Consider the following 13,197-nt stretch of genomic DNA (forward strand, 5'->3'; position numbering starts at 1 on the left):
AAGGAGATTTGATGACTGAGACCACGCTGCCACCGTCCGGCGGTGCGGGCGACCGGACCGAACCGGTCGACATCCAGACCGAAATGCAGAACAGCTACATCGATTACGCGATGAGCGTGATCGTGGGCCGTGCGCTGCCCGACGTGCGCGACGGCCTCAAGCCGGTGCACCGTCGCGTGCTCTACGCGATGTACGACAACGGCTACCGCCCGGACCGCGGCTATGTGAAGTCCGCGCGCCCGGTCGCCGAGACCATGGGTAACTACCACCCGCACGGCGACTCGTCGATCTACGACACCCTCGTGCGAATGGCCCAGCCGTGGTCGCTGCGCTATCCGCTGGTCGACGGCCAGGGCAACTTCGGTTCCCGCGGCAACGACGGCGCGGCCGCCATGCGCTACACCGAGTGCCGTCTGACGCCGCTGGCCATGGAAATGCTGCGCGATATCGACTCCGAGACGGTCGATTTCGTCCCGAACTACGACGGTCGCTCGCAGGAGCCGACCGTGCTGCCCGCCCGCGTGCCCGCGCTGTTGATGAACGGCTCCAACGGCATCGCGGTCGGCATGGCGACCAACATCCCGCCGCACAACCTCAACGAGCTGGCCGAGGCCATCTACTGGGCGCTGGAGAACTACGAGGCCGACGAGGAATCCACCCTCGCCGCCTGCATGGAACGGGTCAAGGGCCCCGACTTCCCGACGCACGGCCTGATCGTCGGCAGTCAGGGCATTCACGACGCCTACACCACTGGTCGCGGTTCGATCCGCATGCGCGGTGTGGTGGAGATCGAGGAAGACGCGCGTGGTCGCACCACGATCGTCATCACCGAACTGCCGTACCAGGTCAACACCGACAACTTCGTCAACTCCATCGCCGAGCAGGTGAAGGACGCGAAGATCGCGGGTATCTCCGATATCCACGACGAGTCCTCCGACCGTGTCGGCATGCGCATCGTGGTCACGGTCAAGCGTGACGCGGTCGCCAAGGTGGTGCTGAACAACCTCTACAAGCACACCCAGCTGCAGACCAGCTTCGGCGCGAACATGCTCTCGATCGTCGACGGCGTCCCGCGCACGCTGCGGCTGGATCAGATGATTCGCTACTACGTGAATCACCAGCTCGAGGTCATCGTGCGGCGCACCCGCTACCTGCTGCGCAAGGCCGAGGAGCGGGCCCACATCCTGCGCGGCCTGGTCAAGGCCCTCGACATGCTCGACCAGGTCATCGCGTTGATCCGCGGCGCGGCGAACACCGACACCGCGCGCACCGGCCTGATGCAGCTGCTCGACATCGACGAGATCCAGTCGACCGCCATCCTCGACATGCAGCTGCGTCGGCTGTCGGCGCTGGAGCGTCAGCGCATCATCGACGATCTGGCCAAGATCGAGATCGAGATCGCCGACTACAAGGACATTCTCGAAAAGCCCGAGCGTCAGCGCGCGATCGTGCGCGACGAGCTGGCCGAGATCGTCGAGAAGTACGGCGACGACCGCCGGACCAGGATCATCGCCGCCGACGGTGACGTCGCCGACGAGGACCTGATCGCGCGCGAGGACGTGGTGGTCACGATCACCGAGACCGGCTACGCCAAGCGCACCAAGACCGACCTCTACCGCTCGCAGAAGCGCGGCGGCAAGGGCGTGATGGGCGCGGGCCTCAAGCAGGACGACATCGTCAAGCACTTCTTCGTCTCGTCCACCCACGACTGGCTGCTGTTCTTCACCAACAAGGGCCGCGTCTACCGGGCCAAAGCCTACGAACTGCCCGAGGCCAACCGGACCGCGCGTGGTCAGCACGTGGCCAACCTGCTCGCGTTCCAGCCGGACGAGAAGATCGCCCAGATCATCCAGCTCAAGACCTACGAGGACGCGCCGTACCTGGTGCTCGCGACACGCGCGGGTTTGGTGAAGAAGTCGAAACTCACCGATTTCGACTCCAACCGCTCCGGCGGCATCGTCGCGGTGAACCTGCGCGACGACGACGAATTGGTCGGTGCGGTGCTGTGCTCGTCCGACGATGACCTGCTCCTGGTCTCGGCGCACGGCCAGTCGATCCGCTTCGCGGCGACCGATGAGGCGCTGCGTCCGATGGGTCGCGCCACCTCCGGCGTGCAGGGCATGCGCTTCAACACCGACGACGAGCTGCTCTCGCTCAACGTGGTGCGTCTGGAGACATATCTGCTGGTCGCGACGGCCGGCGGGTACGCGAAGCGGACCGCGATCGAGGAGTACACCGCGCAGGGTCGTGGCGGAAAAGGCGTATTGACAATCCAATACGATCCGAAGCGTGGCAGCCTGGTGGGTGCGCTCATCGTCGACGACGAGGACGAGTTGTACGCGATCACTTCCAGTGGTGGCGTCATCCGCACCGCAGCCAAGCAGGTTCGTAAGGCCGGACGCCAGACAAAGGGCGTGCGATTGATGAACCTCGCGGATGGCGATACCTTGCTAGCGATCGCGCGCAACGCCGACGAGCCCGATCCCGATCAGCTCCTCGGCGACGTGGCTTCGGAGTAATACACCAAATAGCGGCGGCAACGAACGGATCTGAGGATTCCATTGACCACACCGAATCAGTCGAACGACGATCGGAACCAGACCAACGGCGTCACCGAGCGGATCGCCACGTCTCCGATCCCGCCGCGACCGATCCCGCGCCAGGGCGGTCCGGCCGAGGGCGCGGCGCCGGAATCCGGTGCGGCCGGTGCCGATTCGCACGACGGTAAGGGCAGTAAATCCTCGCCCTACCAGGACGGGTGGGCGCAGCTGCCGCAGCGTGAACCGCAGTCGAACCTGTATCGGCCCGGCGAATCGCCGAGTCAGGGACGGCCCTCGTCCGGCGGCCAGTCCTCGGGCGGGCTCAAGGGCAGCGGCGCGTCCAACGCCAGGACCACCGCGGACCTGGCGGCCAAGGCGGCCCGCAAGGAAGCGGCGATGGTGAAGTCCGTCGGTATCGACGGGCCAACCCGCTCCATCGCGCGTCCGGAACTGGTCAAGGACATGCCCGATCTGTCCGACGTGCGCCACCCGGCACCCGAGGCGCCGGTGGCCCCTCCTGGGCTGCCGATGGCGCCGCAGCCCCAGCACAACATGGGGCCGAGCGCGCGGGCGGCCGCCGCGGCGGGCACGGTCTCGCCCGCGGCGCCGGTGGCGATCGCGGCCGCCGCGTCGGGTGAGCCGCTACGCGCGACGGTGCAGATCCGCCGGATCGACCCATGGTCGACCCTGAAGATCACGCTGGTGATCAGCGTGGCGCTGTTCTTCGTGTGGATGCTGGCCGTCGGCCTGCTCTACATCGTGCTGGCCGGCATGGGCGTCTGGGACAACCTGGACAACTCGCTTGGCGAGATGCTGAACCAGGAGGGCAGCTCGTCGAGCCTGATCGACGCGGGCACGGTGTTCGGCTACGCGGGCGTGATCGGCCTGATCAACGTGGTGCTGTTCACCGCGCTGGCCACGGTCGGCGTGTTCATCTACAACCAGTGCTGCGATCTGGTCGGTGGCATCCAGATAACCCTGGCCGATCCCGACTAGAAGTGCGTTTTTCCCGACGGCCGGTCAGCCCTTCGAAAAAGGGTCTGACCGGCCGTTTTGGTTATCGGTAGCCAGGTAAGGTAACCTCGTTTCTCGTTGCGGTTCACTGCTCGAGCAGGGGATCGAAATGAGTTCGGGCCTATAGCTCAGGCGGTTAGAGCGCTTCGCTGATAACGAAGAGGTCGGAGGTTCAAGTCCTCCTAGGCCCACTCCCGAACAGCACAGTAGGGTGGGAATCATGAAGATTGTCCTCATGGTCGGTGTTGTGATCGCCGTTCTCATCGGTGTCAGCAAATTCCGCAAGCGCGACGACGCAGACCTCTGGCGCGAGGTCACCACCCGCTGACTTCGGGTTGCCAACTGGTCAGTGGCCAGTAAGGGGCCTTAGCTCAATTGGCAGAGCACTGCCTTTGCAAGGCAGGGGTTAGGGGTTCGATTCCCCTAGGCTCCACATCTGTGAATGCGATGTATTCCTCGGTCTTCGATTTTCTCCTCACCGCCGCACCCGCCGACTCCGTTTCGGCTGATTTCGCGGCGGACTGGGCCCGCCACCGCGCACGATCACGCGATTTCGCGAGTTCGCTCGACCGGGCCGCGATCGCCGGATTCGACAGTGCCGGAACCGGTCCCGCGTTTCTCGGTGGCTATCAGGAAGCGCTTCACGCGCTGGTGCCCTCGCTCGATCCCGCCGAACTCGCCGCTATGTGCGCGACCGAGGGTGCCGGTGCGCGGCCGTCGACGATGGCCACCGTCGTGAACGAAGCCGGCGTCGTCGACGGGACCAAATCCTTCGCCACCCTCGGGACGTTCGCCGATCGCTTCCTGGTGATCGCCCGATCCGGTACCCAGCCCGATGGCAGGGCGATACTGCGCGCAGTGCTGGTTCCCGCCGGTGCGTCCGCCGCGGTGACGCCGCTGCCCGCGCTGCCGTTCGCGCCGGAGATCCCGCACGCCACCGTGACCTTCGACGCCGCGCCGGGTGAACTGCTGCCCGGTGACGGCTACACCGATTTCCTGAAGCCGTTCCGGACGATCGAGGACCTGCATGTGGTGGCCGCTGTGCTGGGTCAGCTCGTTCGGGTTGCCCGGCTAGCGCAGTGGCCCGCGGAGCCCGTAGAACAGCTGCTGGCGCTGTTTGCGGCGGTCCGTGGAGTCGGTGCCGAGGATCCTGGCTCGCCGGGTGTGCATATCGCGCTCGGTGGCGTCTTCGATCGGCTGACGGCGCTGCGTACCGAGCTGGACCCGCTGTGGACACCGGTGGATCCGGGGGTCAGGGAGCGCTGGGAGCGGGACGCGCCGTTGCTCGGGGTCGCGGGGAAGGTCAGGGCCGCGCGGTTGGCGACGGCGTGGCGCACGGTGGCCTGATCACCGTGATCCGGTTCTGGTGAACGTGCCGAGGCCGCTCTCGTCGAAGTAGTCGATGGTCAGCGTGCCGTCGGCGAACCGCGCGGACGAGACGCTGCCGGGCGGGGCGTTCTCTCCGCTCAGGTCGAAGGCGAAGGTGTCGCCGTCCCAGTGCCGGAGTTGATAGGTCCGCTGCTCGGGCCCGATGGTCAGCCGCAGGCCGGTGTCCGTCGCGACGATCGTCGCAGGTCCCCAATAGGCGCTGTCGTAGGTGCCCTCGTAGGCCGGTAGTGGTTGCGCGGGAGCCGGATTCGCCGGGGCGGGCCGGCCCGACAGGTCGCCTTCCGGATCGTTGACGGTGGCGAACGCGTCGCGGTACAGGCCGCGCCAGTCCTCGCGGATCTCGCCGAACTGCACGAGATCGCCGAACTCGGCGGTCAGGGTTTCCGGGATGCCGAGCGGTGCCGCGTTCGTCAGCGCGACGATGGCCACGTCGGCGGACGGGATCACCAGGAAGGTGGTGGCCGCGCCGAGGGTGAACGCGCCGGAGTGGCTGTTGGCGGTGCGGCCCGCCGAGGAGACCGACACGTTGAAGCCGTACCCGTAGCTGCCCGCTCGCGCGGCGGGAGTGCTCGGCGGCGCCGAGACGATCTGGGGGGTGACGGCGGGGAGCAGGGCCTCGGGTGGGGCGATGGTCGTCGGGCCCGCTGTGCCGTCGCCGAGCAGCATCGTCAGCCAGCGGGCCATGTCGTTCACCGACGAACTCGCGCCGCCGGCGGGGGACTGGGGGTCGGGGTCGCGCACGTAGCGGGCCACCCATTCGCCGTCGATGTTCACATGTCCCACAGCGTGATTCGGGTGCGCTCGGAAGTCGTCGAAGCGAGAGCTGGTGTCGCGCATGCCGAGCGGTGCGTAGAGGGCGTCGTCGGAGAGTCGCGCCCAGTCCTTTCCGGCCGCCGCGGCCACCGATTCGGCGCCTGCCGTGAGCCCGAAGTTGGTGTAGTGGTAGGTGATCCGGAACGGGTCGAGGGGTTCGAGGCGCAGCTTGTCGAAGATCGCGGCCTGGTCGTAGCCGAGGTCTTCGAGCCGGTCGCCCGCGTGGTCGGGCAGGCCGCTGCGGTGCGCGAACAGATCGCCCACGGTGAGCTGGGCGGTGGTGTCGGGGTCGGCCAGCGCGAACGAGGGGAGATGCGCGACGACCGGGGTCGTCCACTCGATCGTGTCAGCGCCGACCTGGTTGGCCACGACGGTCGCGGCGAGCGACTTCGACACCGAGGCCAGCTGGAAGACGGTGTCGGCGTCCACCTTGTCCGGCGCGCCCGCCTCGCGAACACCGAAACCCTTGGCGTACACGGTTTTTCCACCGTGTACGACCGCGACAGCCATGCCGGGGATACGGCTGGATTCCATCAGCGAGGCTGCCAGTTCGTCGAGCCGTCCGACGGCTTTGCCGACCGCGTCGGCGGGCAGGGCGACACCGGCGACCTGATTCGGGGGGACCTCGGCGGTGGTCGTCGTGGCGGTGTGCTGGTCGTCGGTGGAACCGGAACAACCGACCAGGATCGTCAACGATAAGACGACCCCGGCGATCGCACCGCGACCAGGCACCATGGGCCGACGATAGCCCTGGTTGCCGGGTGATCGCCCGACCGTGGCCGGACTGTGACGCTCGGCGTAGCGGTGCGCGTCAGGCGATCTGCCGAGCTGCGACCTTGCCGGAAAATGGGGAGCGGGCCTCGGCGAAGGGGGGGAGTTAGCCGAGGCCCGCGTAGGGTCGGCCCGGGGGGGAGGGGCCGACCTGAACGATCCTACGCGATACGCGCGGAATTCGTGTACGCGCACCGGGCGAGTTTGCGAGATTATTCGGCCGTTGGCGGGGGTGTCGGAGGTGGCCCGGGGTGTGATGCGGGCCGGTTGCGCGCCTCCGGCGCTTGTCAGTTGTTCGACGACGCACGGAATTGGCTGGTACGCAACGTTTTACGGCGAATCGCCGGTGAACATGTTCTCGTCTCGCGGGTGGCGACCGGCATGGGAAAAGGTGCTCTTGTTCGTGTCGGGAGACAGAAAATCAGTCCGATTCGCCGCGTGTCGCAACGCCTCGGCATGTCGAACAAATCTGTACATCTGATGGGGCCCGGCCGTAATGGGGATGCGACTTGTCAGTGGGTAGGGCAATACTGGGCACAGCATCGCCAACCTCGACTTCAGGAGAATCATGCCCGACGCAATCGTCGCCGAGGGTCTGGTCAAACGGTATGGGCAGCTCGTCGCCCTGGACGGACTCGACCTTTCCGTGCCGGAAGGTACCGTCACCGCGCTTCTCGGCCCGAACGGCGCCGGAAAGACCACGACCGTCCGCGTTCTCACCACCCTGCTCATCCCCGACGAGGGCACCGCCACCGTCGCGGGCATCGACGTGCTCACCCAACCGCAGGCCCTGCGCTCACGCATCGGCGCCTCCGGCCAGTATTCCGCGGTCGACGAGTACCTCACCGGCTTCGAGAATCTCGAAATGGTCGGCAGGCTCTACCACCTCGGCACCCAGCGCAGTAAGGAGCGGGCTCGCGAACTGCTCGACCGCTTCCGGCTCAGCGACGCCGCCGACCGGCCGGTGAAGGGCTACTCCGGCGGCATGCGCAGGCGTCTCGACCTGGCCGGCGCGCTGGTGGCCAACCCGCCGGTGTTGTTCCTCGACGAGCCGACCACCGGTCTCGACCCGCGCGCCCGGCTCGACCTGTGGGACGTCATCGAGGAACTGGTCGCGGGCGGCACCACGCTGCTGCTCACCACCCAGTACATGGAAGAGGCCGACCGCCTCGCCGATTCCATCGCGGTGATCGACCACGGCAAGGTGATCGCGCGCGGCACCGCCGACGAACTCAAGGCGCTGGTCGGTGGCGACCGGATCGAACTCACCGTCGGTGCGGTCGACCAACTGGCCGTCGCCCAACAGGTGCTCGGCGGGCTCGCCGATGGCGAGATCCACCTCGAACCCGGCCTGCGCAAGCTCACGGTCCCGGTGGCCGACGGGTCGGCGGACCTGGTCACCGCCATCGGCAGGCTCACCGAGCACAAGGTGACCATCAACGATGTGGCCCTGCGTCGGCCCTCGCTCGACGACGTCTTCCTGACTCTCACCGGGCACGAGGCCGAAGAAATCGTCAACGGTGAGCCCGAGTCGCAGACCGTGGGCGCCGCGGAAGGAAAGAACCGATGAGCGCCATGCTCGACAAAGCCGTTGTGTCACATCCGAGCCTCGGCGAACGCCTCTCGATGGTGGTGAGCGACAGCATCACCATCGCCAAACGCAATGTCATCAAGATCAAGCGCGTGCCCGACGTGCTGATCTTCACCACCATGTCGCCGATCATGTTCGTGCTGCTGTTCGCCTATGTCTTCGGCTCGGCGATCAGCGTTCCGGGGCTGGAAGGCGGGTACCGCGAATTCCTGATCGCGGGCATCTTCGCCCAGACCGTCGTGTTCGGCGCCACCTTCACCGGCGCGGGCCTGGCCGAAGACATGCAGAAGGGCATCATCGACCGATTCCGGTCGCTGCCGATGGCGCCGTCCGCGGTGCTGGTCGGGCGCACGATCAGCGATGTGGTGATCAATATCGTCAGCCTGGTGGTGATGTCGCTGACCGGTTTGGTCGTCGGCTGGCGGATCCGCGGGTCGTTCCTCGACGCGGTACTGGCGTATGCGCTGATGCTGCTGTTCGCCTACGCGCTGTCGTGGATGATGGCGGTGGTCGGCCTGATCGTGCGGGCGCCGGAGGTGTTCAACAACGCCAGCTTCATGGTGATCTTCCCGCTGACGTTCCTGTCCAACGCCTTCGTGCCGCTCGACAACATGCCGACTCCGCTTCGGGTCTTCGCCGAATTGAACCCGGTCTCGGCGCTCACCCAGGCGGTGCGTGACCTGTTCGGCAACGTCAATCCGATGGCGCCGCCGTCGCAGGCCTGGCCGATGGAGCATCCGGTGGCGACATCGCTGATGTGGATCGTGGTGATCCTGATCGTGTTCGTGCCGCTGGCTCAGATCCAGTACAAGAAGTCGGTCAGCCGCTGAGGAACAGCCGGAACTAGTGCGCCGAGCCGTTGCGGGAATACCCGAGACGCGGCGGCTCGGCGGCCGGTTCGGGCAGTTGTGGACGCTTGGCGCGGGCCAGGTAAGCCAGGGCGCCCGCCCCGGCGAGCGCGATCGATGCGAGCAGCGGATTACGAAGCTTCATTCGACCACTGTGGCACAAACAGATTCGGCGTGCCGCGTGGCACCATAACTGCGTGACCTCACCCAACCAGACGGCCGTGGCGACTCTGCACACCAACCACGGCGATATCAGGATCGCGCTCTTCGGCAACCACGCTCCGAAGACGGTGCGCAATTTCGTCGGTCTCGCCGACGGCACCGCGCCGTACTCCACCGTCAATGCCGGCGGTACGGACAGTGGCCCGTTCTACGACGGCGCCGTCTTCCACCGGATCATCCCGGGGTTCATGATCCAGGGCGGCGATCCGACGGGCACCGGCCGTGGTGGGCCGGGCTTCGAGTTCGCCGATGAGTTCCACCCGGATCTGCGCTTCGACCGCGGCTATCTGCTCGCGATGGCCAATGCGGGCGCGGGCACCGAGACCAATGGTTCGCAGTTCTTCATCACGGTCGGCGCGCAGCCGCACCTCAACCGCAAGCACTCGATCTTCGGCGAGGTGGTCGACCCCGATTCGCGCAAGGTGGTCGACGCGATCGCCTCGGTGAAGACCGATCGCAACGATCGTCCGACCGACCCGGTCATCATCTCGGGCGTCAGCATCGACTGATCGCAGTCATAAAGAACTCCCCGTCGCAGATCATCGCGGCGGGGAGTTTCTTTGCTTCACGTGAAACAACGTCAGTCGGAGGTCGGTGTTCTCGGCGCCGGCCGCTAGGTCACCGAGGCGAAACCGTTCACCACGAGGGCGTCGTAGACGTCGTGGGGGTTGGTGCCGAGGTCCCAGCGGCCGAAGATCAGTAGGCGCTCGGTGTCGTCGTGCTGGACGTCGATCTCGAGCATCGCGGTTTTGCGGCCGATGCGGCGGTAGGAGACCATCCGGATCCGATCGATCCGGTCGAGGGGGTATTCCTGTGGGCCGGTGAGGGTGCCGACCACCAGGCGCGGCTCTGAACCGGGAACCATGGTGAGGCGGGGGCGCTGCCGGAGGCCGAGCGCGGACATGGCGAGCACCGCGACGGCGGCGATGCCGACGAGCAGCCTGCTCGGCCCGTCCTGGGCGAGGATCGCGAGCACCACCAGCAGGATTCCGCCGCCGGTGACGGCGAGCAGGCCTGCGACAGGGGTCGACCACGAGACGGGTTGTGCGTCGTTCACGCGGTAGTTCGCCCCTCTATCCTCGAGTTGTGCACAGGGTTATCCACAGGTGTGCATGAATAACACGCGTGTAATCCGTGGCGATCAGCGCCAGCGCATGGTCATGACCAGGCCGACGACCATCAGGCCGAACCCGATCAGGAAGTTCCACGCGTTCAGGTCGTTCATGAAGCCGATGTGCTCTGCGGCCAGGTAATACACGATCAGCCACACCAGACCGGCGAGCATGAAGCCCAGCATGATCGCGACGTACCAGACCGGCGACGGCCCCGCTTTCACCTTCACCGCGGTGCGGTTGGCGGGGCTGGGGGTGTAGTCGGCCTTCTTGCGGACCTTGGACTTGGGCATGACGTCCTCGAATTCGGAGTACAGGTATGTCCAGGCTATCCCACCAGGCTGTGTCATCGGCGGCTGGCGCCGCTGTTCTCGGCGCTTAACTCCGCCTCTTCCCTCCCTCCGGGCACTCCTTCGTCGCACCCTCCACTCAGTCCAGAGGCGGAGGCGCGCCGAGAACGTGGGTCGCCACGTACCCTCGACGCATGCGTGTATTGGTCGTCGACAACTACGACAGCTTCGTGTTCAACCTGGTGCAGTACCTCGGCCAGCTTGGTGCCGACGTCGTGGTCTGGCGCAATGACGATCCCCGCCTCGACGATCTCGACACTCTGCTCACCATCGGTGACGAGGGCGGCACCTTCGACGGCGTGTTGGTGAGCCCCGGTCCCGGTAGCCCCGACCGCGCGGGCGCGAGCATCCCGCTGGTGCACGCGGCCGCGAAGCACACCGTTCCGCTGCTCGGTGTGTGCCTCGGGCATCAGGCGATCGGCGAGGCGTTCGGCGGCACCGTCGACCGGGCGCCCGAACTGCTGCACGGCAAGACCAGCGAGGTGTTCCACCTGGGGTCCGGCGTCCTGGCCGGCCTGCCCGATCCCTTCACCGCGACCCGCTACCACTCGCTGACGGTTCTCCCGGAGACCATCCCCGAGGAACTGGTCGTCGTCGGACACACCGAGAGCGGCATCGTGATGGCGATGCGGCACCGCACGCTGCCCATCCACGGCGTGCAGTTCCACCCCGAGTCCGTGCTCACCCAGGGCGGCCACCGGATGCTGGCCAACTGGCTTGAGGTCTGCGGCGAACGTCCGTCCGAGGCACTCGTTTCCGCGCTCGAGGCGGAGGTCGCCGCGCTGGTGACGAAATGAGAGTTCTGCTCTCTGTCGCGGCGAGTCTCGACGGCTACATCGATGACGCGAGTGCGCGGCGGCTGCTGCTGTCCAACGCCGCCGACTTCGATCGGGTCGACCAGATTCGCGCCGAATCGGACGCCATCCTGATCGGGGCGCAAACCCTGCGCTCCGACAATCCGCGGTTGCTGGTGAACAGTGCCGAGCGCCGGGCCGCGCGGGTGGCGGCGGGCAAGCCGGAGTATCCGGTGAAGGTGACTGTCACCGATTCCGGTGAGCTCGATCCGGAGCTGCGCTTCTGGCACACCGGCGGCGACAAACTCGTCTACACCTCCGACGCGGGCGCCGCGAAGCTGGGCGACCGGCTGGACGGACTCGCCGAGGTGATCAGCCTCGGCGAGCGACTCGTGCTCGGCGCCCTCGTCGACGATCTCCGCGCACGAGATATCCACAGGCTCATGGTCGAAGGCGGCACCGGTATGCACACCGGTTTCCTCGCGGCCGACCTGGTCGACGAGATCCGCTTGGCGATCGCCCCGATCCTGGTCGGCGATCCGGCGGCTCCGCGCTTCGTGGGACCGGCCGAGTTCCCCGGCGGCGCCGCGCGCAGGCTGCACCTGGCGGGTGTGGAACAACTTGGGGATGTCGCTGTGCTGAACTACCTGGTCAGCCCTGATCCCCACCCCCACAACTAACTGGTACTGCGAACAACTTCACCGCACTGACCTGGGAAAATTCCGCTGTCCACAGTTCGCGGACAACTTTGCTCCACACCTGAAAATGACCGATTCCACATCACGCCGGAGTTGTGGATAACTTGCAGACCACAGGGGACACGATGAGCCACGACGATGCCGACCACCGGTTCATGCACAGGGCGATCGAACTCGCCAGGAACTGTCCCCCCAGCGATACCGCCTACTCGGTGGGCGCCGTGATCGTCGCCGACGGTGTGGAAATCGCGACCGGTTTCTCCCGCGAAACCGACGAGAAAGTGCATGCCGAAGAGTCCGCGCTGAACAAGCTCGACCCCGCCGACCCCCGCCTGACCAGCGCAACGATCTACAGCACCCTCGAACCGTGCTCCACCCGCGCCACCGCTACCCGGCTGCCGTGCACCGATCGGATCCTGGCCGCGGGCATCCCCACCGTGGTCATCGCCTGGCGCGAGCCGAGCCTGTTCGTCGCCGCCTGCGAGGGTGTGGACAAACTCCGTACCAACGGCGTACGCGTGGTGGAGCTCACCGACCTGGCCACCGAGGCCATGTCGATGAACGCCCACCTCGATCTGGGCTAGCGCTGGGTCATGGCCTGCCGTAGATGGCGGTCACGAATTCGCCGAGCTGATTGTCGTCGAGGTGCCGCGCCAGGTCGGCCTCGCTGATCATCCCGACCAGGCGCTTGTTCTCGATCACCGGCATCCGCTTCACCCGGTGCGATTCCATCTGGTCGAGCACGTCTTCCACATCGGCGTCCGCGCTGACCCACCGCGGGGTCGCCTCACAGAGTTCCGCCGCCGTGGTCAGATCCGGAGACAAGCCGAGCGCGACGCACTTCACCACGATGTCGCGGTCGGTGATGATGCCGCACATGCGCTCGTCGTCATCGGCGACGACGAGCGAGCCGACACCGAGATCGGCCATCGCTGTCGCCGCGGTCGCGACGGTGTCACCTCGGGTGATCCACTGCGCACCGGGCTTCATGATGTCCCTGGCTGTGGTCATAAGGGGCTACCTCCTCGTTCAGCAGAGCTGGATGGGATGAGCAG

The 13,197-nt window shown here is 66.6% G+C and carries 15 protein-coding genes and 2 tRNA genes; 12 read left to right on the forward strand and 5 right to left on the reverse strand.

Going from position 1 to position 13,197, the window contains the following annotated elements:
* Positions 1-11 precede the first annotated feature (11 nt).
* The 6 genes from gyrA (at position 12) to ACWZHB_RS28475 (ending at position 4,901) form a co-directional block, all read left to right on the forward strand.
* A complete protein-coding gene (gyrA, locus tag ACWZHB_RS28450; protein WP_427904838.1) occupies positions 12-2,519 on the forward strand; it encodes a DNA gyrase subunit A in 2,508 nt (835 codons plus the stop codon).
* Positions 2,520-2,561: 42 nt separating this feature from the next.
* Complete coding sequence (locus tag ACWZHB_RS28455) at positions 2,562-3,536, forward strand: DUF3566 domain-containing protein (protein WP_427904839.1); 975 nt, start codon at positions 2,562-2,564, stop codon at positions 3,534-3,536.
* A 135-nt stretch (positions 3,537-3,671) separates the two neighbouring features.
* Positions 3,672-3,745 (forward strand) — tRNA-Ile (locus tag ACWZHB_RS28460).
* 29 nt (positions 3,746-3,774) lie between these two features.
* Positions 3,775-3,882: a DLW-39 family protein gene (locus ACWZHB_RS28465; RefSeq protein WP_211300361.1), complete on the forward strand. Its 108-nt coding sequence runs from the start codon at positions 3,775-3,777 to the stop codon at positions 3,880-3,882.
* Between the two features lie 32 nt (positions 3,883-3,914).
* Positions 3,915-3,987 (forward strand) — tRNA-Ala (locus tag ACWZHB_RS28470).
* Positions 3,988-3,992: 5 nt separating this feature from the next.
* Positions 3,993-4,901, forward strand: coding sequence for an acyl-CoA dehydrogenase family protein (locus ACWZHB_RS28475; protein ID WP_427904840.1), 909 nt, complete (start codon positions 3,993-3,995; stop codon positions 4,899-4,901).
* On the opposite strand, the gene ACWZHB_RS28480 is transcribed toward ACWZHB_RS28475, so the two are convergent.
* On the reverse strand, positions 4,902-6,491 hold the full coding sequence (locus ACWZHB_RS28480) for a serine hydrolase (RefSeq protein WP_427904841.1): 1,590 nt from the start codon (positions 6,489-6,491) through the stop codon (positions 4,902-4,904). It abuts the gene before it with no gap.
* A gap of 604 nt (positions 6,492-7,095) precedes the next feature.
* On the opposite strand from ACWZHB_RS28480, the gene ACWZHB_RS28485 reads away from it, so the two are divergent.
* Entirely contained in the window at positions 7,096-8,097 is a 1,002-nt protein-coding gene (locus ACWZHB_RS28485) for an ATP-binding cassette domain-containing protein (protein ID WP_427904842.1), read from the forward strand.
* A 5-nt stretch (positions 8,098-8,102) separates the two neighbouring features.
* Positions 8,103-8,948: an ABC transporter permease gene (locus tag ACWZHB_RS28490; RefSeq protein ID WP_427909332.1), complete on the forward strand. Its 846-nt coding sequence runs from the start codon at positions 8,103-8,105 to the stop codon at positions 8,946-8,948.
* 13 nt (positions 8,949-8,961) lie between these two features.
* On the opposite strand, the gene ACWZHB_RS28495 is transcribed toward ACWZHB_RS28490, so the two are convergent.
* Positions 8,962-9,111: a hypothetical protein gene (locus ACWZHB_RS28495; RefSeq protein WP_170112099.1), complete on the reverse strand. Its 150-nt coding sequence runs from the start codon at positions 9,109-9,111 to the stop codon at positions 8,962-8,964.
* Positions 9,112-9,163: 52 nt separating this feature from the next.
* Between ACWZHB_RS28495 and ACWZHB_RS28500 the strand changes: the two genes are divergently transcribed.
* Entirely contained in the window at positions 9,164-9,697 is a 534-nt protein-coding gene (locus ACWZHB_RS28500) for a peptidylprolyl isomerase (protein ID WP_427904843.1), read from the forward strand.
* A 104-nt stretch (positions 9,698-9,801) separates the two neighbouring features.
* On the opposite strand, the gene ACWZHB_RS28505 is transcribed toward ACWZHB_RS28500, so the two are convergent.
* Together ACWZHB_RS28505 and crgA are read right to left on the reverse strand one after the other, a co-directional pair.
* Entirely contained in the window at positions 9,802-10,245 is a 444-nt protein-coding gene (locus ACWZHB_RS28505) for a PH domain-containing protein (RefSeq protein WP_427904844.1), read from the reverse strand.
* A gap of 84 nt (positions 10,246-10,329) precedes the next feature.
* Positions 10,330-10,593 (reverse strand): cell division protein CrgA, encoded by a 264-nt coding sequence (gene crgA, locus ACWZHB_RS28510; protein ID WP_427909333.1) that lies wholly within the window; start codon positions 10,591-10,593, stop codon positions 10,330-10,332.
* A gap of 191 nt (positions 10,594-10,784) precedes the next feature.
* Between crgA and ACWZHB_RS28515 the strand changes: the two genes are divergently transcribed.
* The 3 genes from ACWZHB_RS28515 (at position 10,785) to ACWZHB_RS28525 (ending at position 12,726) form a co-directional block, all read left to right on the forward strand.
* Positions 10,785-11,447 (forward strand): aminodeoxychorismate/anthranilate synthase component II, encoded by a 663-nt coding sequence (locus tag ACWZHB_RS28515; protein ID WP_427904845.1) that lies wholly within the window; start codon positions 10,785-10,787, stop codon positions 11,445-11,447.
* Positions 11,444-12,124: a RibD family protein gene (locus ACWZHB_RS28520; RefSeq protein WP_427904846.1), complete on the forward strand. Its 681-nt coding sequence runs from the start codon at positions 11,444-11,446 to the stop codon at positions 12,122-12,124. Before ACWZHB_RS28515 ends, ACWZHB_RS28520 begins: the two co-directional genes overlap by 4 nt.
* 143 nt (positions 12,125-12,267) lie before the next feature.
* Complete coding sequence (locus ACWZHB_RS28525; protein ID WP_427904847.1) at positions 12,268-12,726, forward strand: deaminase; 459 nt, start codon at positions 12,268-12,270, stop codon at positions 12,724-12,726.
* A 7-nt stretch (positions 12,727-12,733) separates the two neighbouring features.
* On the opposite strand, the gene ACWZHB_RS28530 is transcribed toward ACWZHB_RS28525, so the two are convergent.
* A complete protein-coding gene (locus ACWZHB_RS28530; RefSeq protein ID WP_427904848.1) occupies positions 12,734-13,153 on the reverse strand; it encodes a CBS domain-containing protein in 420 nt (139 codons plus the stop codon).
* Positions 13,154-13,197: the final 44 nt, after the last annotated feature.

It is taken from the genome of Nocardia sp. FBN12 (assembly GCF_054031145.1).

What these genes read in the sequence shown, in the direction of transcription:
- gyrA (WP_427904838.1), top strand. Translation starts at nt 12, where the DNA reads ATGACTGAGACCACGCTGCCACCGTCCGGCGGTGCGGGCGACCGGACC.
- ACWZHB_RS28465 (WP_211300361.1), top strand. Translation starts at nt 3,775, where the DNA reads ATGAAGATTGTCCTCATGGTCGGTGTTGTGATCGCCGTTCTCATCGGT.
- ACWZHB_RS28480 (WP_427904841.1), bottom strand. Translation starts at nt 6,491, where the DNA reads ATGGTGCCTGGTCGCGGTGCGATCGCCGGGGTCGTCTTATCGTTGACG.
- ACWZHB_RS28485 (WP_427904842.1), top strand. Translation starts at nt 7,096, where the DNA reads ATGCCCGACGCAATCGTCGCCGAGGGTCTGGTCAAACGGTATGGGCAG.
- ACWZHB_RS28490 (WP_427909332.1), top strand. Translation starts at nt 8,103, where the DNA reads ATGCTCGACAAAGCCGTTGTGTCACATCCGAGCCTCGGCGAACGCCTC.
- ACWZHB_RS28495 (WP_170112099.1), bottom strand. Translation starts at nt 9,111, where the DNA reads ATGAAGCTTCGTAATCCGCTGCTCGCATCGATCGCGCTCGCCGGGGCG.
- crgA (WP_427909333.1), bottom strand. Translation starts at nt 10,593, where the DNA reads ATGCCCAAGTCCAAGGTCCGCAAGAAGGCCGACTACACCCCCAGCCCC.
- ACWZHB_RS28515 (WP_427904845.1), top strand. Translation starts at nt 10,785, where the DNA reads ATGCGTGTATTGGTCGTCGACAACTACGACAGCTTCGTGTTCAACCTG.
- ACWZHB_RS28520 (WP_427904846.1), top strand. Translation starts at nt 11,444, where the DNA reads ATGAGAGTTCTGCTCTCTGTCGCGGCGAGTCTCGACGGCTACATCGAT.
- ACWZHB_RS28525 (WP_427904847.1), top strand. Translation starts at nt 12,268, where the DNA reads ATGAGCCACGACGATGCCGACCACCGGTTCATGCACAGGGCGATCGAA.
- ACWZHB_RS28530 (WP_427904848.1), bottom strand. Translation starts at nt 13,153, where the DNA reads ATGACCACAGCCAGGGACATCATGAAGCCCGGTGCGCAGTGGATCACC.